Annotated in this window: 17 protein-coding genes and 1 riboswitch; of the genes, 14 read left to right on the top strand and 3 right to left on the bottom strand. The window is 68.0% G+C overall.

The genetic code is table 11. The features are described 5' to 3' along the window. Positions 1-84: 84 nt before the first annotated feature. On the top strand, positions 85-588 hold the full coding sequence (locus A5750_RS12925; RefSeq protein ID WP_067263308.1) for a VOC family protein: 504 nt from the start codon (positions 85-87) through the stop codon (positions 586-588). Continuing rightward, positions 585-2,057 (top strand): FAD-binding protein, encoded by a 1,473-nt coding sequence (locus tag A5750_RS12920; RefSeq protein ID WP_067263305.1) that lies wholly within the window; start codon positions 585-587, stop codon positions 2,055-2,057. Before A5750_RS12925 ends, A5750_RS12920 begins: the two co-directional genes overlap by 4 nt. 34 nt (positions 2,058-2,091) lie before the next feature. On the opposite strand, the gene A5750_RS12915 is transcribed toward A5750_RS12920, so the two are convergent. Then, a complete protein-coding gene (locus A5750_RS12915; RefSeq protein WP_066954114.1) occupies positions 2,092-4,017 on the bottom strand; it encodes an ABC transporter ATP-binding protein/permease in 1,926 nt (641 codons plus the stop codon). A 93-nt stretch (positions 4,018-4,110) separates the two neighbouring features. On the opposite strand from A5750_RS12915, the gene A5750_RS12910 reads away from it, so the two are divergent. The 12 genes from A5750_RS12910 to gcvP all read left to right on the top strand — a co-directional run bounded on the left by A5750_RS12910 (position 4,111) and on the right by gcvP (position 17,672). Continuing rightward, complete coding sequence (locus tag A5750_RS12910) at positions 4,111-5,754, top strand: acetolactate synthase (protein ID WP_067263302.1); 1,644 nt, start codon at positions 4,111-4,113, stop codon at positions 5,752-5,754. Between the two features lie 124 nt (positions 5,755-5,878). Then, positions 5,879-8,203 (top strand): accessory Sec system translocase SecA2, encoded by a 2,325-nt coding sequence (gene secA2 / locus A5750_RS12905; protein WP_067263299.1) that lies wholly within the window; start codon positions 5,879-5,881, stop codon positions 8,201-8,203. A 94-nt stretch (positions 8,204-8,297) separates the two neighbouring features. Beyond that, positions 8,298-8,927, top strand: coding sequence for a CDP-alcohol phosphatidyltransferase family protein (locus A5750_RS12900; protein WP_067263296.1), 630 nt, complete (start codon positions 8,298-8,300; stop codon positions 8,925-8,927). Beyond that, on the top strand, positions 8,920-9,846 hold the full coding sequence (locus A5750_RS12895; RefSeq protein ID WP_067263292.1) for a DUF881 domain-containing protein: 927 nt from the start codon (positions 8,920-8,922) through the stop codon (positions 9,844-9,846). Before A5750_RS12900 ends, A5750_RS12895 begins: the two co-directional genes overlap by 8 nt. A gap of 55 nt (positions 9,847-9,901) precedes the next feature. Further along, complete coding sequence (locus A5750_RS12890) at positions 9,902-10,234, top strand: small basic family protein (RefSeq protein ID WP_007170008.1); 333 nt, start codon at positions 9,902-9,904, stop codon at positions 10,232-10,234. 45 nt (positions 10,235-10,279) lie between these two features. Continuing rightward, a complete protein-coding gene (locus A5750_RS12885) occupies positions 10,280-11,119 on the top strand; it encodes a DUF881 domain-containing protein (RefSeq protein WP_066954685.1) in 840 nt (279 codons plus the stop codon). A gap of 29 nt (positions 11,120-11,148) precedes the next feature. After that, positions 11,149-11,547: a glycine cleavage system protein GcvH gene (gene gcvH / locus A5750_RS12880; protein WP_067263289.1), complete on the top strand. Its 399-nt coding sequence runs from the start codon at positions 11,149-11,151 to the stop codon at positions 11,545-11,547. A gap of 261 nt (positions 11,548-11,808) precedes the next feature. Further along, positions 11,809-12,282: a glycogen accumulation regulator GarA gene (gene garA / locus A5750_RS12875; RefSeq protein ID WP_369817373.1), complete on the top strand. Its 474-nt coding sequence runs from the start codon at positions 11,809-11,811 to the stop codon at positions 12,280-12,282. Then, the gene (locus A5750_RS12870; protein ID WP_067263285.1) at positions 12,282-13,043 is read left to right on the top strand and encodes a MerR family transcriptional regulator; all 762 of its coding nucleotides are present in this window, start codon (positions 12,282-12,284) and stop codon (positions 13,041-13,043) included. The genes garA and A5750_RS12870 overlap by 1 nt, the downstream gene beginning before the upstream one ends. 105 nt (positions 13,044-13,148) lie before the next feature. Beyond that, complete coding sequence (locus A5750_RS12865; protein WP_046184273.1) at positions 13,149-13,643, top strand: bifunctional nuclease family protein; 495 nt, start codon at positions 13,149-13,151, stop codon at positions 13,641-13,643. A 273-nt stretch (positions 13,644-13,916) separates the two neighbouring features. After that, positions 13,917-14,522, top strand: coding sequence for a MerR family transcriptional regulator (locus A5750_RS12860; RefSeq protein ID WP_067263282.1), 606 nt, complete (start codon positions 13,917-13,919; stop codon positions 14,520-14,522). Positions 14,523-14,558: 36 nt separating this feature from the next. Further along, positions 14,559-14,656, top strand: a riboswitch (glycine riboswitch). A gap of 178 nt (positions 14,657-14,834) precedes the next feature. Beyond that, positions 14,835-17,672, top strand: coding sequence for an aminomethyl-transferring glycine dehydrogenase (gene gcvP, locus A5750_RS12855; protein ID WP_066954141.1), 2,838 nt, complete (start codon positions 14,835-14,837; stop codon positions 17,670-17,672). A gap of 15 nt (positions 17,673-17,687) precedes the next feature. On the opposite strand, the gene A5750_RS12850 is transcribed toward gcvP, so the two are convergent. Together A5750_RS12850 and A5750_RS12845 are read right to left on the bottom strand one after the other, a co-directional pair. Then, positions 17,688-18,560 (bottom strand): haloalkane dehalogenase, encoded by an 873-nt coding sequence (locus A5750_RS12850; RefSeq protein WP_067263279.1) that lies wholly within the window; start codon positions 18,558-18,560, stop codon positions 17,688-17,690. 67 nt (positions 18,561-18,627) lie between these two features. Further along, the gene (locus tag A5750_RS12845) at positions 18,628-20,655 is read right to left on the bottom strand and encodes a substrate-binding domain-containing protein (protein WP_067263276.1); all 2,028 of its coding nucleotides are present in this window, start codon (positions 20,653-20,655) and stop codon (positions 18,628-18,630) included. Positions 20,656-20,741 lie beyond the last annotated feature (86 nt).

Below are 20,741 nucleotides of genomic sequence, written 5' to 3'. Positions count from 1 at the left end.
ATGCGTGGCAATGCAGCCGCTCGCCATGGCAAAGTTTTCGCGGCCCTTTCTGGCTGCCGAGCCACTGGACTATTCTGCGAGACGATGACCCTTCCCATTCAATCGCCGACGCAGATCGCGTGGGTTACCACCGACCTGGACGCCACGGAAACCGCCCTCACCGGCTTGTTAGGTGTGCGCAAATGGGTCCGGATACCCGACGTGCACTTTGCTCCGGATTCCTGCAGCTACCTTGGCAAGCCGGCCGATTTCGTCGCCAGCATCTCGCTGAGCTATCTCGGCGACATGCAGCTGGAACTGATCCAACCCGTCCGTGGGGAGAACATCTATAGTGACTTTCTGCGCGAATCGGGGCCCGGCCTGCACCACATTTGCGTGGAGGCGGAGAGCCCCGGGCAGTTCGACGCGGTGTTGGCCGAGGCGGTGGAATTCGGCGCCGCGGTCGTGCAGCAGGGCGTGATGCCCGGCGGGATTCAGTTCGCCTATGTGTCAGCGCCGCAGGCGGCGGTGCCGTTTGTCGAGATCGCGTACATCGCGCCCGAGATGAGGGCGTTTTACGACTACATCAAACAGGAGCAGCGCCAATGAGCACCGAGATACCGGCGACGGTCAGCGCGGAAGACGTGACGTCGTGGTCAGATGACGTCGACGTGGTGGTGGTCGGCTTCGGCATCGCCGGCGGCTGCGCCGCTGTCAGCGCGGCGGCCGCCGGGGCGAAGGTGCTGGTGCTGGAGCGCGCCGCGGCGGCGGGCGGCACGACGTCGCTGGCCGGCGGGCACTTCTATTTGGGTGGAGGAACGGCGGTTCAGGAGGCGACGGGCCATGCCGACTCGCCCGAGGAGATGTACAAGTACCTGGTCGCCGTGTCCCGGCAGCCGGATCACGAGAAGATCCGGGCCTACTGCGAGGGCAGCGTCGAGCACTTCAATTGGCTGGAAGACTTGGGTTTTCAATTCGAGCGCAGCTACTTTCCGGGCAAGGCGGTCATCCAGCCCAACACCGAGGGTCTGATGTTCACCGGCAACGAGAAGGTGTGGCCCTTCTTGGAGCAGGCGGTGCCGGCGCCGCGCGGCCACAAGGTGCCCGTGCCCGGCGACACCGGGGGCGCCAGCATGGTGATCGATCTGCTGCTGAAGCGCGCCGCGAACCTGGGCGTGCAGATCCGGTACGAGACAGGCGCGACCGAACTCATCGTGGACGGTTCGGGCGCGGTGAGCGGCGTCATGTGGAAGCAGTTCTCCGAAACCGGTGCGATCAAAGCAAAGTCGGTGATCGTCGCTGCCGGGGGATTCGTGATGAATCCGGAGATGGTTGCCAAGTACACCCCCAAGCTGGCCGAGAAACCGTTCGTGCTGGGCAACACCTACGACGACGGCCTGGGCATCCGGTTGGGCGTCTCGGCCGGCGGCGCAACCGAGCACATGGACCAGATTTTCATCACGGCTCCGCCCTACCCGCCGTCGATCCTGTTGACGGGCATCATCGTGAACAAGCTGGGACAGCGCTTCGTCGCCGAGGATTCCTACCACTCCAGGACTTCCGGGTTCATCATGGATCAGCCGGACAGCGCGGCGTTCCTCATCGTCGACGAGGCGCACCTGGAGCACCCCAAGATGCCGCTGGTCCCGCTGATCGACGGCTGGGAGACGGTCCCGGAAATGGAAGCCGCACTTGGCATTCCGGAGGGCAACCTGGTCGCGACGCTGGACCGTTACAACGCCAACGCCGCCCGCGGCGAGGACCCCGAATTTCACAAGCAGCCCGAATTCCTTGCGGCACAAGATCACGGGCCATGGGGGGCGTTCGACATGTCATTGGGTAAGGCGATGTACGCCGGTTTCACCATCGGCGGGCTCGCCACGTCCGTGGACGGCGAGGTGCTACGCGAGGACGGCACCGTCGTGCCGGGCCTGTACGCCGCCGGGGCGTGCGCGTCCAACATCGCCCAGGACGGTAAGGGCTACGCCAGCGGCACGCAGCTGGGGGAGGGCTCGTTCTTCGGCCGCCGCGCCGGAGCGCACGCGGCCCGAGGGGCCGGGGGAGCGAAGGCGCGCTAAGGCCCCGCGCCGGAACGCACGCGGCCCGAGAACGCTAGACGCGCGCGGGTTCCTTCTTTTCCTCCACGGGTCCCAGCCGCCACGGCCCGCCGCCGAGCAATTGCAGCTCTTGTTCGTGGTGCTGCTCAACGGTCGGCCGATGGCTGACGCTGACCACCACGCAGTCCGGCAGCTCGGTCCGCATCAGCTGGTACAACGCGAATTCCAGGCCCTCGTCCAGCGCGGAGGTGGCCTCGTCCAGGAAGACCGCTTTGGGTTTGGTGAGCAGGATCCGCGCGAAGGCGACACGCTGCTGCTCGCCCGGGGACAGCACCTTGGCCCAGTCCCGCTCTTCGTCGAGCCGGTCCACCAGTGGCGCCAGCGCGACTTTGGTGAGCACCTCGCCCAGTTCGGCATCGGAGACGTCGTCCGGCGAGTTCGGGTAGCACACCACGGTGCGCAGGCTGCCCAGCGGCACGTACGGCAACTGCGACAGGAACATCGTCGCGTTGTCACCCTGCGGACGGCAGAGGGTTCCGGACGCGTACGGCCACAACTCGGCCAGACTGCGCAGCAGCGTGGTCTTGCCGGCACCGGAGCGCCCGGTGATCACCAGCGAATCGCCCTCGGCGAGTTGAACATCGAGCGGGTCGATCAGCCGATCACCGGCCGGCGTGCGCACCTCGATGTCGCGAAGCTCGACGGGCGCCTCTTCGCTCGGCTTGACCAGGATGGTCGGCAGCGCGCGGCCCTTGTCGTTGGCGTCGACCAGCCCGTGCAACCGGATGATCGACGCGCGGAAGGCCGCGAACGCGTCGTAGTTGTTGCGGAAGAACGACAGCGAATCCTGGATGTTGCCGAAGGCGGTCGCGCTCTGCCCGACGTCGCCGAAGTCGATCCGGCCGGCGAACAGGCGCGGCGCCTGAATCACCCACGGCAGCGGAACGATTGCCTGCGACACCGACCAGTTCCAGCCGTTGAAGATGATGGTCCGGCGGACGAACTTGCGGTAGTTGTCGATGATCGGGGTGAAGCGCCGCCACAATTGCGCCCGCTCCACTCGCTCGCCCCGGTAGAAGCCCACGGCCTCCGCGGCATCCCGCAATCGGACCAGGGCATAACGGAATGCGGCGTTCAACTTCTCGTTGTTGAAGCTGAGCCAGATCAGCGGATGGCCGAGCCAGATCGCCACCAGCGTGGCCACCAGCACGTAGATCAGGACGGTCCAGAACATCGCGCGCGGGAACTCGACGCCGAACACGGTCAGGCTGCCGGACAGGTTCCACAGGATCGCGGCGAAGGAGATCACCGAGGCCACCGCGTTCACGGCCCCGAACAGCAGGGTGCTGCCGGTCCCGTTCGAGGGGATGTTCGGGGTGCCACCCGCATTCGCGGTGAAGATGTCGATGTCCTGCTGGATGCGCTGGTCGGGGTTGTCGATGGTGTGGTCGATGAACAGGTCCCGGTAGTAAGCCCGGCCGGCGAGCCAGTCGTCGGTGAGATTGGCCGTCAGCCACATCCGCCAGGCGATGATGAACCGCTGCGTCAGATAGATGTCCACCATGAACCGGATGACGTACAAGACCGCCAGCACGCTGAAGATCGCGATCGACATCCAAAAGCCGTGTATCCCGGACTGTTTGACGTTTTCGTCGTCGGCGGCGAGGCCCTGCACCGCTTTTTGTACCGCGGTGTACAGGTCGTTGCCCTGGTAGCTGAGCAACACCATCAGCCGCACGGACAGGAGTACGGACAGCAACAGCACGCCCAGCATCACCCACACCCGCACGCTGTGCGCTCCGACAAAATAACCGCGCGTGATCCGCCAGAACTGTTGGCCCCAGGGCGTGAGGTACCTGAAGGCGATTAGCGCAATGAACAGCACCACCGCGCTGATCACCCACGCGATCGCTACCCACCGCAGGGAATCCACGGCGGCCGTGGACCAGTCGATCGACGGCTTGAACGGCTTCGGGCCCATGGTCGCTATCTCCTCGGGGTCGAGCTGGTGGACTCTGCCGGAACTTCAAATCCTCCGGCGAAGGTACCCGAAGGATCTAGATAGGCTGCGGTTATGAGCACCGACGCCATCTCCACACAAACATTGCACGCCGGCCGGCTGATCGCGCGGCGCCTGCGCGCCAGCGGTGTCGACACCGTCTTCACGTTGTCGGGTGGCCACCTGTTTTCCGTTTATGACGGCTGCCGCGAGGAAGGGATTCGGCTGATCGATACCCGTCACGAGCAGACCGCGACCTTCGCCGCCGAAGGGTGGTCGAAAGTGACGAGGGTGCCCGGCGTCGCCGCGCTCACCGCGGGGCCGGGCGTCACCAACGGCATGAGCGCGATGGCGGCGGCTCAGCAGAACCAGTCGCCCCTGGTCGTTTTGGGCGGCCGGGCGCCCGCGCAGCGGTGGGGCATGGGCTCGCTGCAGGAAATCGATCACGTGCCGTTCGTGGCACCGCTGGCCCGCTTCGCCGCCACGGCGCAATCTGCCGGGGACGCCGGCCGGCTCGTCGACGAGGCGTTGCTGGCGGCGGTCGGCGCCCCGTCGGGCGTCGGGTTCGTCGACTTCCCCATGGACCACGTGTTTTCCATGTCCGAGGATCACGGCCGCCCCGGCGCCCTCACCAACCTGCCGCCGGGGCCCACTCCCGATGGCGGTGCGCTGGGTCGCGCCGCCGGCCTGCTCTCGGCGGCGCAGCGGCCGGTGATCATGGCGGGCACCAACGTCTGGTGGGGACACGGGGAGGCGGCGCTGCTGCGCCTCGCCGAGGAACTGCAAATCCCTGTGCTGATGAACGGGATGGCGCGCGGCGCGGTGCCCGCCGATCACCCGTTGGCCTTCTCCCGGGTGCGTGGAAAAGCGTTGGGGGAGGCCGACGTTGCGCTGATCGTCGGCGTCCCCATGGACTTCCGGCTCGGCTTCGGTACGGTGTTCGGGCCACAAACCAAGCTCATCGTGGTGGATCGGGCCGAACCCGAGCGCAACCATCCCCGACCGGTTGAGGCCGAGCTCTACGGGGACCTGCTGTCGACACTCGCGGCGCTGGCGGCCGGCGGCGGGACCGATCATCGAGCGTGGATCGACGACCTGCGGGCGGCCGAAACCGAGGCGCGCGGCAAGGAGAAGGCCGAGCTCGCCGACGACCGCGTCCCGTTGCACCCCATGCGGGTGTATGCGGAGCTGGCGCCGATGCTGGACCGCGACGCGATCGTCGTCATCGACGCCGGTGACTTCGGGTCCTACGCCGGACGGGTGATCGACAGCTACCAAGCGGGCTGCTGGCTGGACAGCGGCCCCTTCGGCTGCCTCGGCTCGGGCCCCGGTTACGCCCTGGCCGCCAAGCTCGCCCGGCCGGACCGTCAGGTCGTCCTCCTGCAGGGCGACGGCGCCTTCGGCTTCAGCGGCATGGAATGGGACACCCTGGTTCGGCACAACGTGCCCGTCGTCTCGGTGATCGGCAACAACGGAATCTGGGGGCTGGAAAAGCACCCCATGGAGGCGTTGTACGGCTATTCGGTGGTGGCGGAACTCCGTCCGGGCACCCGCTATGACGAGGTGGTGCGTGCCCTGGGTGGCCACGGCGAGCTGGTCTCCGCGCCGGCCGAGCTGCGGCCCGCGCTGGAACGCGCCTTCGCCAGCGGCCTGCCCGCCGTCGTCAACGTCCTCACCGACCCCAACGTCGCCTACCCACGCCGCTCGAACCTGGCCTGATGAGTCGCCTTGCCCCCTCGCCGCTGCGCAGCTGGGAGGTACCCCCACCTCACGCCGCGACGCGGCGTGCATCGTCGCCGACTGGCCTGAGCTCACGCGGCGGCCCACCGCGTACCGTTGACCTGTGCCAAAGACCTCCCGCGCGCAGCCCGGCGGCCTGAGCAGCCGATTTTGGCGACTGCTCGGCGCCAGCACCGAAAAGAACCGCAACCGATCCCTTTCCCGGGTCACCGACTCGTCGGAGTATGACGAGGAAGCCGCCGGCCTTACCGACGAGCAGCTCCGCAAGGCCGCCGGTCTGCTCAAGCTGGACGATCTCGCGGAGTCCGAGGACATCCCGCAATTCCTCGCGGTCGCCAGGGAGGCGGCCGAACGGGCGACCACGCTGCGCCCGTTCGACGTGCAGCTGCTGGGTGCGCTGCGCATGCTCGCCGGCGACGTCATCGAAATGGCCACGGGTGAAGGGAAAACGCTCTCCGGAGCGATCGCGGCTGCGGGCTACGCGCTGGCCGGGCGGCATGTGCACGTGGTGACCATCAACGATTACCTGGCCCGCCGTGACGCGGAGTGGATGGGCCCGCTCATCGAGGCGATGGGGTTGACGGTCGGCTGGATCACCGCCGAGTCGACCAGCGAGGAGCGCCGCGCCGCCTATGGCTGCGACGTCACCTATGCCTCGGTCAACGAGATCGGTTTCGACGTGCTGCGCGATCAACTCGTGGTCGACGTCGACGACCTGGTGTCACCCAACCCCGACGTGGCCCTGATCGACGAGGCCGACTCGGTGCTCGTCGACGAGGCGTTGGTGCCGCTGGTGCTCGCGGGTACCACGCACCGGGAGACGCCGCGGCTGGAGATCATCAAGCTGGTCGGCCAGCTGAAACCGGACACCGACTTCGAGACCGACGCCGACAGCCGCAACGTCCATTTGACCGACGTCGGGGCACGCAAGGTCGAGAAGGCGCTCGGTGGCATCGACCTCTACTCCGAGGAGCACGTCGGCACGACCCTGACCGAGGTCAACGTCGCGCTGCACGCGCACGTGCTGTTGCAGCGCGACGTGCACTACATCGTCCGGGACGACGCGGTGCACCTGATCAACGCCGCCCGCGGCCGCATCGCCCAACTGCAGCGCTGGCCGGACGGCCTCCAGGCCGCGGTGGAGGCGAAGGAGGGGATCGAGACCACCGAAACCGGGGAAGTGCTCGACACGATCACGGTGCAGGCACTGATCAATCGCTACGAAACCGTGTGCGGCATGACCGGCACGGCGCTGGCCGCCGGTGAGCAGCTGCGCCAGTTCTACAAGCTGGGCGTGTCCCCAATTCCGCCGAATGAGCCCAACATTCGGGAGGACGAGTCCGACCGCGTCTACATCACGGCCGCGGCCAAGAACGACGGGGTCGTCGCGCACATCGCCGAGGTGCATGAGACCGGGCAACCGGTGCTGGTCGGCACGCGGGACGTGGCCGAATCCGAGGAACTGCACGAGCGGCTGCTGCGCCGGGGCGTACCCGCGGTGGTCCTCAACGCGAAGAACGACGCCGAGGAAGCCGAGGTCATCGCCGAGGCCGGGAAGTACGGGGCGGTCACCGTGTCGACGCAAATGGCGGGGCGCGGCACCGACATTCGGCTCGGCGGCTCCGACGAAGCCGACCACGACAGGGTCGCCGAACTCGGCGGGCTGCACGTGGTCGGCACCGGACGGCATCACACCGAGCGGCTGGACAACCAGCTGCGCGGCCGCGCCGGACGCCAGGGCGACCCCGGCTCGTCCGTGTTTTTCTCGAGTTGGGAAGACGACGTGGTGGCGGCCAACCTCGACCACAACAAGCTTCCGATGGAAACCGACGAAGACGGCCGGATCGTCAGCCCTAAGGCGGCCGGGCTGCTCGACCACGCCCAGCGCGTCGCCGAGGGCCGGATGCTCGACGTGCACGCCAATACCTGGCGCTACAACCAGCTGATCGCCCAGCAGCGCGCCATCATCGTCGATCGGCGAAACACGTTGCTGCGCACCGCAAGCGCGCGCGAGGAGCTCGCCGAGCTGGCGCCCAAGCGGTACAAGGAGTTGTCGAAGGACATTCCCGAGGATCACCTCGAGAAGATCTGCCGGCAGATCATGCTCTATCACCTCGACCGCGGCTGGGCCGATCATCTGGCGTACCTCGCCGACATCCGCGAAAGCATCCACCTGCGGGCGCTGGGCCGGCAGAATCCGCTGGACGAGTTCCACCGGCTGGCCGTCGACGCGTTCGCGTCGCTGGCCGCGGATGCGATCGAGGCCGCGCAGCAGACGTTCGAGACGGCGAACGTCCTCGAGGAGGAACAGGGCCTGGATCTGTCCAAGCTGGCCCGGCCCACCTCGACGTGGACCTACATGGTCAACGACAACCCGCTGTCCGACGACACGCTGTCCACGCTGAGCCTGCCCGGCGTTTTCCGCTAGGTCGACGGCGGGCGCCGAATGTGCGTCCAGCCGCACACCGGGGACCGAGTGTGCGTCCAGCCGAGCACTCGGCGTTCGACTAAGGTCACGGCTTATGGAGCCGGCGCTTCCGCCCAATCGGGTGCTGACGGTCCCCAACGCGCTGAGCGCGATCCGCCTGGTGCTCATCGGAGTGTTCGTCTACGCCCTGCTGTTCGCGCACGCCAACGGCTGGGCGGTCGGGATTTTGATGTTCAGCGGTGCGTCCGACTGGGCCGACGGCAAGATCGCCCGGCTGCTCGATCAGTCGTCGCGGCTCGGCGTTCTGCTCGACCCGGCGGTCGACCGCCTCTACATGGTCTGCGTTCCCGTCGTGATGGCGCTGAGCGGGATGGTGCCGTGGTGGTTTGTCGCCATCCTGCTGGTGCGCGACGGGCTGCTGGCCGCGACGCTGCCGCTGCTGTGGAGCCGCGGGCTGTCCGCGCTGCCCGTCACCTACATCGGAAAGGCCGCCACGTTCGCACTGATGTCCGGTTTTCCGCTGGTGCTGCTCGGGACGTGGGACGCCCTGTGGAGCAGGGTCGTCGGGGCCTGCGGCTGGGCGTTCCTGATCTGGGGCATGTACGGCTACCTCTGGGCGTTCACGCAGTACGTGGTGCAGATGACGTTGGTGCTGCGCCGGATGCCCCGGGTCAAACACGGCGGACGCCCGCCCGCGGCGCCGAAGGCGGTCGAACATGGCTGACCCGGACCGCCTGCTCGGCGGCTACGACCCCAACGCCGGGCGCAGCGCCCACGTGGCGGCGCGCCCGCAGCTGATCCCGGTGCCGTCCCTGCTGCGTGCCCTGCTCTCCGAGCACCTGGACCCCGGCTACGCCGCGGCGGCGGCCAAACGCAGCGACGCCGCGGGGCACGGGCACGGGCGCGACCGCGCCTTCGGCTGGCTGTGGCAGGCGTTGGCGGCGCTGCTGATCGCCACGGTCTTCGCCGCCGCCGTCGCGCAGGCCCGCTCGGTGGCGCCCGGTGTGCGCTCGGCGCAGCAACTGCTGCTGGGCAATGTGCGTTCCACCGAGAACACCGCGGCCAAACTCGCCCAGCGGCGCACCGAACTGTCCGCCCGGGTGGATGGCGTGCAGCGCCGCGCACTGGCCGACGACGCCGAAGGGCAGCGGCTGCTGGCCCGCCTCGATGCGCTCGGCCTGGCGGCGGCCAGCACGGCGGTCATCGGCCCCGGGCTGAAGGTCACCGTGACCGACCCGGGCGCCAGCCCGAACCTTTCCGACGTTTCCAAGCAGCGGCTCGGCGGCAGCAGGCAGATCATTTTGGACCGGGATCTGCAGCTGGTCGTCAACTCGTTGTGGGCCAGCGGCGCCGAGGCGATTTCGGTCGGCGGGGTCCGCATCGGGCCCAACGTGACCATCCGGCAAGCCGGCGGCGCGATCCTGGTTGACAACAATCCCACCAGCAGCCCGTACACGATCCTGGCGGTGGGGCCGCCCCGCGCGATGCGAGACGTCTTCGACCAGAGCTCCGGCCGACAGCGTCTTAAGCTGCTTGAGGTCTCCTACGGTGTCGTCGTCACCGTCGACGCCGCCGACGGGCTGACGCTGCCCGCGGGATCGATCCGGGATATCAAGTTCGCCAAACAGATTGGGCCACAGTGAGAACAGCCCTCGACAGGCATCTACGGCTTTGCGAGTCGCGGACGGGAACTCAAGCATGATCGGCATCGCGGCGCTGGCGATCGGCATCGTGCTCGGCCTGGTCTTCCACCCCGCCGTGCCCGAGGTCGTCCAGCCGTACCTGCCCATCGCGGTGGTCGCGGCGCTGGACGCGGTGTTCGGCGGGTTGCGCGCCTATCTGGAACGCATCTTCGATCCGAAAGTCTTCGTGATCTCCTTCGTGTTCAACGTTTTCGTGGCCGCACTGATCGTGTACGTCGGCGACCAGCTGGGCGTCGGCACCCAGTTGTCCACGGCGATCATCGTGGTGTTGGGAATCCGCATCTTCGGCAACGCCGCCGCCCTGCGGCGCCGGCTGTTCGGGGCGTGAACGAGCGATGTGCAGGAACCGCGCTATGACCGGGAGGAGGCCAGCGTGAGCCAGGACCCGGCGGACGGCGCCGCCGAAAGTGGTGACGCAGCAAGCCCTACGCAGCACGGCCGCCACGAACTTCCCGCGAAACGCCCCCGCCCGGAGATCGGGCCGGTGCGCCGCACGGGACTGTCCGCGCTGGTCCGCGGCGGTCGTTCCCGGCTGGCTTTCGGGATGTTGGCGGCCCTGTTGTGTCTGCTGTTGGGCGTCGCCATCGTCACGCAGGTCCGCCAGAACGAATCGGGCGATTCGCTGGAAACGGCGCGCCCCGCGGACTTGTTGGTCTTGTTGGACTCGCTACGTCAGCGCGAGGCCACCCTCAACGCCGAAGTGAATGAACTGCAGAACACGCTGAATTCGCTGCAGGCGTCCGGTAATAACGACCAGGCCGCCATCCAGGCCGCGCAGGCCAAGCTGGCCGCGCTGTCCATCTTGGCCGGCGCGGTCGGCGCCACCGGGCCGGGCGTCACCGTCACGATCGACGACCCCGGGCCGGGGGTTTCGCCGGAGGTGATACTCGACGTGATCAACGAACTGCGTGCCGCCGGTGCCGAGGCGATCGAAATCAACGACGCGCACCAATCCGTCCGAGTCGGTGTCGATACCTGGGTAGTGGGTATGCCTGGCTCGCTGACGGTCGACGCCAAGACGCTGTCGCCCCCGTATTCGATTCTGGCGATTGGCGATCCGCCCACCCTGGCCGCGGCGATGAACATTCCGGGCGGCGCCGAGGACAGCATCAAGCGCGTCGGTGCGCGGATGTCCGTCCGGCAGGCCGACCGGGTGGACGTGACCACCTTGCGACAACCAAAACCGCACCAATACGCTCAGCCCGTCAAGTGAGCAATTCTCCCAACCGAACAGGACGACTTGTGAGCGATATCCCGCCCGATCTGCACTACACCGCCGAACACGAGTGGGTTCGCCGCAGCGGTGAGGACACCGTGCGCGTCGGTATCACCGACTTTGCGCAGTCGGCCCTGGGCGATGTCGTCTTTGTTCAGCTGCCCGAGGTGGGCACCGAACTGACCGCGGGTGAATCGTTCGGCGAGGTCGAGTCGACGAAATCGGTCTCGGATCTGTACGCCCCGGTGTCGGGCACGGTGTCCGCGGTCAACGCCGATCTGGAAGGCAGCCCGCAGCTGGTCAACTCCGAGCCCTACGGGGGCGGGTGGCTGCTGGACGTGCAGGTGCCGGACGTCGCCGCGCTGGAGTCGGCCATTTCGTCGCTGCTTGACGCCGAGGCCTACCGCGGAACACTGACCGAATGACGATTGCTAATGTGCCTGCCAGCCCCGCGCGGCGACGCGAGCGGTGCGGCGGGCCGGCGGGGGGAAGGCGGGCAATCGGTCTTCCGATCGTCGGGTGGGGGGCACATTGCAGGCCTATGCGCGGTACCGTCGACACATCGACACTTGAACGCACGAGTCTTGTAATCGGCAGTACCGGGCGAGAAAACCCAGTGAGCAGCCGGCCGAGCGGCCCGGTCAGACAACGCCACAGCGGCCAGTGAGGAGCAGCGCGTGACGGATATGGACTCCGGAAGTCCCCAAGACCAGACCTCTGACGAAGTCACGGTGGAGACGACTTCCGTCTTTCGTGCCGACTTCCTCAATGAACTGGACGCTCCCGCGCAGGCGGGCACCGAGAGCGCGGTCTCCGGGGTGGAAGGCCTCCCGGCAGGCTCCGCGCTGCTGGTCGTCAAACGGGGGCCTAACGCGGGGTCGCGCTTCCTGCTCGACCAGCCCATCACCTCCGCCGGCCGGCATCCCGACAGCGACATCTTTCTGGACGACGTCACCGTCAGTCGCCGCCACGCCGAATTCAGGTTGGAAAACAACGAATTCAGCGTGGTCGATGTCGGTAGCCTGAATGGCACGTACGTCAACCGGGAGCCCGTCGACTCGGCGGTGCTCGCCAACGGCGACGAGGTACAGATCGGCAAGTTCCGCTTGGTGTTTTTGACCGGGCCCAAGCAGGGTGAGGACGGAGGATCCGGAGGCTAGTGAGCGCACCCGATAGCCCGGCACTGGCCGGGATGTCGATTGGGGCGGTCCTGGAACTGTTGAGGCCGGACTTTCCCGATGTCACGATCTCCAAGATTCGCTTCCTGGAGGCCGAAGGACTGGTGACGCCCCAGCGCGCCGCGTCGGGTTATCGGAGATTTACCGCATACGACTGCGCCCGGTTGAGGTTCATCCTGACCGCGCAGCGCGACCACTACCTACCGCTCAAGGTCATCCGGTCGCAACTGGACGCGCAGCCCGACGGCGAACTGCCGCCCTTCGGCTCGCCCTACGCCGGGCCACGTCTGGTGTCGGTGGCCGGAGTCGGGGAGGCCGGTGCCGAGCCGGGCTCCGGGGCCGGTTCCGACGCGGCGGCGGTGGCGCCGTCGAGCATCCGGCTGAGTCGTGAAGATCTGCTGGAGCGCTCCGGGGTGGGCGACGACCTGTTGACGGCACTGCTCAAGGCGGGCGTGATCACCACCGGCCCGGGCGGCTTCTTCGATGAACACGCCGTGGTCATTCTGCAATGCGCGCGAGCGTTGTCGGAATACGGTGTGGAGCCGCGGCATCTGCGTGCTTTCCGCTCGGCAGCGGACCGGCAATCCGACCTGATCGCCCAAATCGCCGGGCCGCTAGTCAAAGCCGACAAGGCCGGCGCCCGCGATCGCGCCGACGACCTGGCGCGTGAGGTGGCGGCCCTCGCCATCACCTTGCACACGTCGCTGATCAAATCCGCCGTTCGCGACGTACTGCATCGCTGAGGACTAGACTTCGTCGATAGCTTGGTTTTCAGCGGCATAGCGACGATCCGGCGTCGTCGTTGCGCCAAGAACCGACACGGCAGCATATGCGGAGGGCAGACACAAATGGGTGAAGTTCGTGTTGTCGGCATTCGCGTTGAGCAGCCGCAGAACCAGCCGGTCCTGTTACTGCGCGAGACCGACGGCGACCGATACCTGCCGATCTGGATCGGTCAATCGGAGGCTGCCGCCATCGCGCTCGAGCAGCAAGGTGTCGAGCCGCCCCGCCCCCTGACACACGATCTGATCAGGGATGTCATTGCCGCGCTTGGTCATTCGCTGAAAGAGGTGCGGATCGTCGATCTGCAAGAGGGCACCTTCTACGCCGATCTGGTCTTCGACCGCAACATCACCGTGTCGGCCCGGCCGTCGGATTCGGTGGCAATAGCGCTGCGCGTCGGTGTTCCGATCTACGTCGAGGAGGCCGTGCTGGCCCAGGCCGGCCTGCTCATCCCCGACGAGACCGACGAAGAGGGGGGCACCGCCGTCCGCGAGGACGAGGTGGAGAAGTTCAAGGAGTTTCTCGACAGCGTGTCTCCGGACGACTTCAAGGCCACTTAGCCGGGTTTCGGGAGCGTCCGAGCGGCTTGGCGCGGCGCGGCAGTCGGGTACTACCCTGGACACCGACATCACGGGTGGATCTCGGGATGTCGACACGCCTGGCGGATAGCGCCCTCACTTGGCCCGACGGCAGCCATACTTTGATGACGACTTAAGGGCGCGGTAGCTATCGAACAGCGTAAGCTCTCTAGCACTCGGGCCTGAGCAAACGTGGCTGCGACGCAGCCAGTGACGCAGCTGGAAACGAAAGCGCGATCGGCGAGAGGAAGCACCGTGAGCGAGCAGCCACGCCAAGAACAGCTGGACCTAGCTGACCATCCGACCGCCGCACCGGAAGTGCCCGTGCAGCCCGGACTGTTTCCCGACGACTCCGTACCGGACGAGCTGGTCGGGTATCGCGGTCCCAGCGCCTGCCAGATCGCCGGAATCACCTACCGCCAGCTGGACTACTGGGCGCGCACGTCGTTGGTGGTGCCGTCGATCCGAAGCGCGGCGGGCTCGGGCAGCCAACGGCTCTACTCGTTCAAGGACATCCTGGTTCTCAAGATCGTCAAGCGGCTGCTCGACACCGGGATCTCGCTGCACAACATCCGGGTCGCCGTCGATCACCTGCGCCAGCGCGGCGTGCAGGATCTGGCCAACATCACCTTGTTCTCCGACGGCACCACGGTTTACGAATGCACCTCCGCCGAAGAGGTTGTCGACCTACTGCAGGGCGGGCAGGGCGTGTTCGGTATCGCCGTGTCGGGCGCAATGCGCGAGTTGACCGGCGTGATCGCCGACTTCCCCGGCGAGCGCGCCGACGGCGGCGAATCGATCGCCACCCCGGAAGACGAGCTGGCGTCCCGGCGCAAGACCCGTGACCGCAAGATCGGTTAAGCGCACTCGCTCGACCGGGTAAACTGGGCTCCGCATCGCACTCGTGCGGGAGAGTTCCGTGACGGCCAGCCACGGACGCCGAAGGAGCAACACCTCTCCGCTAACCTCTCAGGCACCCGGACCGCCCGAGTTAACGATGCCTCTGGAAAGCGGTGCCGACCCTAGCGGTCGACACCCGCCGATGGGGAAAGGCGCTCAGACATCAGCGGGCGCCGAATCTCTCAGGCGCCCGGCGCACGGGTGAAGACAGAGGGAGAGGACCGCTAGTCCTCTCCCTTGCACGCTTCGTCTCTGCCACCAGGAGTTTCGCCAGTGCCCGAGCAAACAACCTTCGCCGCCCGCCACATCGGTCCGGACGCCCAGGCCGTCGCGGCCATGCTGGCCGTCATCGGAGTCGACTCGCTCGACGAGCTGGCCGCCAAGGCCGTCCCGGCGGGCATCCTCGACAAGCTCACCGGCAGCGGTGCGGCACCGGGGCTGGATGAATTGCCGCCGGCCGTCACCGAGGCCGAGGCCCTGGCCGAGCTGCGGGCGCTCGCCGAGGCCAACACCGTGGCCGTGTCCATGATCGGGCAGGGCTATTACGACACGCTCACCCCGCCGGTGCTGCTGCGCAACGTGCTGGAGAACCCGGCCTGGTACACCGCCTACACGCCGTATCAGCCCGAGATCAGCCAGGGCAGGCTGGAGGCGCTGCTGAATTTCCAGACGATGGTTGCCGACCTGACCGGACTGGAAGTCGCCAACGCCTCGATGCTCGATGAGGGCACCGCGGCTGGCGAGGCCATGACGCTGATGCACCGCGCGACCCGCGGCACGTCGAACCGGCTGGTCGTCGACGCCGACCTGTTCGCTCAGACCGCGGCCGTGTTGGTGACGCGCGCCCAGCCGTTGGGCATCGAGATCGTCACCGCCGATCTACGCGAGGGTCTGCCCGAGGGCGACTTCTTCGGCGTCATCACCCAGCTGCCCGGCGCCAGCGGCCGCGTCACCGACTGGGCGGCCCTGGTGGAGCAGGCCCACGAACGTGGCGCGCTGGTTGCCGTCGGGGCCGACCTGCTGGCGTGCACGCTGATCACCCCACCCGGCGACATCGGTGCCGACGTTGCGTTCGGAACGACCCAACGATTCGGTGTGCCAATGGGATTCGGCGGCCCGCACGCCGGATACCTGTCGGTGCATTCCAAGCACGCCCGCCAGCTGCCGGGCCGGCTGGTCGGTGTGTCGCTGGACGCCGACGGGTCGCCGGCCTACCGGCTGGCGCTGCAGACGCGCGAGCAGCACATCCGCCGGGACAAGGCGACCAGCAACATCTGCACGGCGCAGGTGCTGCTAGCGGTGATGGCCGCGATGTACGCCAGCTACCACGGGGCCGACGGTCTGGTGCAGATCGCCCGCCGCGTGCACGCCCACGCCGAGGCCATTGCCGCCGCCCTGGGCTCGGCGGCCAACACAGCCTTGGTGCACGACGCGTTCTTCGACACCGTGCTGGCGCGGGTGCCGGGGCGCGCCGACGAGGTGGTGGCCGCGGCCAAGGCGAACGGCGTCAACGTGTGGCGCGTCGACGACGACCACGTGTCGGTCGCCTGCGACGAGGCCACCACGGACGCGCACGTGGCGGCGGTTCTGCAAGCCTTCGCCGGGTCGGCGGCCGAGCCCGTCGCCGTCGACATCGCGACCCGCACCTCGGAGTTCCTCACCCATCCGGCGTTCACGCAGTACCGCACCGAAACCGCGATGATGCGCTACCTGCGCACGCTGGCGGATAAAGATATCGCCTTGGACCGCAGCATGATTCCGCTCGGCTCGTGCACGATGAAGCTCAACGCCGCCGCGGAGATGGAACCGATCACCTGGCCGGAATTCGCGCGTCAGCATCCGTTCGCCCCGCCGTCGGACACCCCCGGCCTGCGCCGGCTGATCAGCGACCTGGAGAGCTGGCTGGTGCAGATCACCGGTTACGACGCCGTCTCGCTGCAGCCCAACGCCGGTTCGCAGGGCGAGTACGCCGGGCTGCTGGCCATCCACGACTACCACGCCAGCCGGGGCGAACCCCACCGCAACATCTGCCTGATCCCGTCCAGCGCGCACGGCACCAACGCGGCGTCGGCGGCGTTGGCCGGCATGCGGGTGGTGGTGGTGGCCTGCCACGACAACGGGGACGTCGATCTCGACGACCTGCGCGCCAAGGTCGCCGAGCACGGCGACGCGTTGTCGACGCTGATGATCACCTATCCGTCCACCCACGGTGTCTACGAACACGACATCGCCGAGATCTGCGCGGCCGTCCACGACGCCGGCGGCCAGGTGTATGTCGATGGCGCCAACCTCAACGCGCTCGTCGGCCTGGCTCGGCCGGGGAAGTTCGGCGGCGACGTCAGCCACTTGAACCTGCACAAGACGTTCTGCATCCCGCACGGGGGCGGGGGACCGGGGGTCGGTCCCGTGGCGGTGCGCGCGCACCTGGCCCCGTTCCTGCCCGGGCACCCGCATGCGCCCGAGTTGCCCGAAGGTCATCCGGTGTCGTCGGCGCCTTACGGGTCCGCCTCGATCCTGCCGATCAGCTGGGCCTACATCAGGATGATGGGCGCCGACGGCCTGCGGGCGGCGTCGCTGACCGCGATCGCGTCGGCCAACTACATCGCCCGCCGGCTCGACGAGTACTTCCCGGTGCTCTACACCGGCGAGAACGGCATGGTCGCCCACGAGTGCATCCTGGATCTGCGCCCGATCACCAAGTCGACCGGGGTCACCGTCGACGATGTCGCAAAGCGCTTGGCCGACTACGGCTTTCACGCGCCGACGATGAGCTTCCCGGTGGCCGGCACGCTCATGGTGGAGCCCACCGAGAGCGAGAGCCTGACCGAGGTCGACGCCTTCTGCGAAGCCATGATCGCCATCCGCGGGGAGATCGACCGGGTGGGTGCGGGGGAGTGGCCCGTTGACGACAATCCGCTGCGCGGCGCGCCGCACACCGCCGAATGCCTGTTGATCGCCGACTGGCAGCACCCGTACACGCGGGAAGAGGCCGCCTATCCGCTCGGGAAGAACTTCCGGCCGAAGGTGTGGCCGCCGGTACGGCGCATCGACGGCGCCTACGGCGACCGCCACCTCGTTTGCTCGTGCCCGCCGGTGGAGGCGTTCGCCTAAGTCGCGCAGGGTTGGTCAGCCGAAGCGGTCGATGATCGCCGCGGCGATCTGATCCGGTGCATCCTCCTGGATGAAGTGCTTGGCATTGGGCAGTTCGACGACGACGTGGTCGGGAAAGGTCGCGCGCATGCGCGGCAGGGTGGGGCCGGGCCGGAACGCGAAATCCTTCATGCCCCAAACGAACAGGGCGGGTTTGGCGCCCAGCTTGGCCGGCACTTCCCGGGCGAGCCGCGCCAGCAGGGGTCCGGCGGCCAGGATCTGCTTGGGCATCTCGGCGACGCCTTTGCGGGCCTCGGGGCCGGGTTGCACCGCCCGGTAGTGCTGCATCACCGCATCACTCGGCCGGTGCTCGGTTCCGGCGGGGATCAGACGCTCGACGAAGAAATTGCGGTGCAGGATCGCGTATTGCAGCGGCGGACTCGACATCACCCGGCTGAACATCTTCGTCGTGAATTCGTCGGTCGGCCAGAACCAGGTGTTGCCCAGGATGACGCCGCGCACCCGCTCGGCGCGCTCCACCGCGACCGCCATGCTGATGGGCCCACCCCAGTCCTGGCCCATCGTCAGGAAGCTCTCGAGGCCGAGGTGGTCGACCAACTCGCCGACCACCCGGGCGTGCTCCTCGATGGTGTATCCGAACGCCGCGGGCCGGTCCGACAGCCCGAACCCGAGGTAATCCGGTGCGATGCAGCGGAATCTGTCGCGCAGCGCGATGACGATGTTGCGATAGAGGAAGCTCCAGGTCGGGTTGCCGTGGCACAGCAGGATCGGCGGCCCTTCGAAACCGGCGGGGCCTTCGTCGATGTAATGCATGCGCCCCTGCGAGCTGTCGAACCAGCGCGACTCGAACGGGTAGAGCTGGGGATCCGGGGTGAAGTCGATGCTCATGGCGCTCCTTCGGTAGCGCTCATGATGCTAGGCCCGGAGTGTGACAGGCACCCGCTCGCAGGCCCGCTCAGCTCAAGAAGGCGTTCATGGCCGCGGCGAGGTCCGGGGACGCCGATGTGGCGAGGTTCTGGTAGCCACCACCGCTGAGCTGGGCGACCGCTTCCCACGTCGCGCGGTCCGGGTCGCCGCCGAAGTCGATGACGTTCACCGCGATGGGCTTGGCCGGGTCCGCACTCTTGCGGATGAAATCCTGCAACCCGGGGCCGTCCAGGCTCTGGTCGGTGTGGGGACCCGCCGTGATGACCAATATCGAGTTGGTCTGGCCCGGGTGGTAATTGGCCTGCAGCTCTTGGTAGATCATGCGCAGCGTGGTGAACGACACGGCGCCGCCCGGCGACGAGTACTGCTTGTCCAACGCTGCGGTCAGCGCCGCCGAACGCGGCTGGCCGTTCACGGGGTCGCCCAGGGGCCCGCCGGCCACCTCCGAACGTCCCTCGTGGCCGTCGAACGTCCACAGCCCCACCACCGAGGTGGGTGGCAGCGCCCTGATCTTGTCCTGCAGTGCGGCGATGACGTTCGCCAGGCGCGACTTCCCGCCCTCCTGGCCGGGCATCGACTGGTCGAGCATGATGGTCGCGGCCAGCCCGCTCGACGGGCTGGCCATCGCCTCGGCCAGCGTCGCGCGCATCGCGTCGTCACCCACCGACACCGTCGCCGGTAGCGCCGGGAATGTGGTGACCGGGCTGCTCGGCGGCTTGACGCCGTTGACCCGGAAGCCGGCCTTTGCCAGCTTGGCGAGTTGGTCGGGCTTGTGCATGAAGCGGGCGAACTCGCTGGCCGCCGACGTCTGGTCCCGCGTCAGCCACGAGCCGCTGAGCAGCACCGTGGGGTAGTCGGCGACCGGCGCCGGCCCGGACGGTAGCCAGGACGCCAACGTGCCCTTCGCGTCGGGCAACGATTGGCCGCGTTGGAACAGCTGCTGCTCGGTCGTGATCACCGCATGCACCGGGGCGGTCGCCGCGTCAGGGGGTCCGAACAGCGCGTCCATCGCCTCGGTCAGCGAGTTGTTCGCCACCTTCGGTTGCGCGCTCAGCAAGGCGCGCACCGCGCCGGTGCCCTGGGTTGCCGGGGCGCCGGGAGGTGCCGATGCGGCCGCCACCGCTTCCCCGGCCAGGAACGCCGCGTCACCATTGCCAGTCATCGGCAGGGCCAGCCGCAGCGCCCCCCAGGCCGGCAGGTTCACGCCGGCCAAGCCGTTCGGGTTGGTCTGCAGCCCCGGGAGCGCCCCCCAGTTCTGGTTGCCGAGCGCCCGCTGGAGTTCCGGGCGGACGGCGAGCACCACGGGCGACGTCACCAGCGAGCGGCTGTCGGTGATCGTCTTCTGCGCCGTGGCCCCGGCCAGCCGCGCGGCGGAGACCGAGCTGCCCGGAATCCACAACGCCGGCTGCCCGCCCAGCTCGGCGGGCCACTTGCCGATGAAGCCGTTCAGTACCGCGTCGGAGCCGGCCGGTTTGACGCTGACCTCCACGCAGTGGTCGCCGATGGGGCCGGCCGAGGAGTTGTAGGTCTCCGCGAACTGCTGCACCGAGTCGGCGATCGACGGGTCGGCGACGACGGCGACCGTCTCCTTACCGCCCACGCAACGCCCGGCGGCCTGGTGCGAGCGGTTGGATAACGCATCACCGAAGAAGCTCCACAGGATCACACTGCCCACCACCACGACGACGGCGACCAGGGCCACGATCACGCCGATGCTGACTCCGCGGCGGCCGCCCTCGCTGCGATGGCCGCCCCGCCAATCGCCGAGGCCGCGGTGGCCGCGGCCGAACAGTGACGGCGACGAGGCGGGCGGCTCCGCGCTCGGCGGCCCGGGCTGCGGCGCCGGGAACTCCGGGTAATCGTCGGCGGTGCCGGCCTCGAACGCGTCCTCGGCGGCGTAGGGGTCATCCTCGGCGTCGAAGTCGTCCTCGACCGGATAGTCACCCTCGTCGGCGTAGTCCTCGCCGACGGCGTCCCGGCGACGGTCGTCGGTGTCGCCACTTTCGTATGGCTCGTCGACGGAGTCCCCAGGGTCGGGCAAACTGTGCCTACCCATAGCGGTGTCCGTCGCCTTTCCGTCGATCCATCCGACTTGTTGTGAACCCGCCGCTGATCTTAGTCGTCAGCGGCACCGATGCTCCG

The sequence above is a fragment of the Mycobacterium sp. 852002-51613_SCH5001154 genome (assembly GCF_001667425.1).
Lineage (GTDB): Bacteria > Actinomycetota > Actinomycetes > Mycobacteriales > Mycobacteriaceae > Mycobacterium.
Note: the sequence above shows the minus strand (reverse complement) of the source record. Positions and strands in the feature narration are given on the sequence as shown.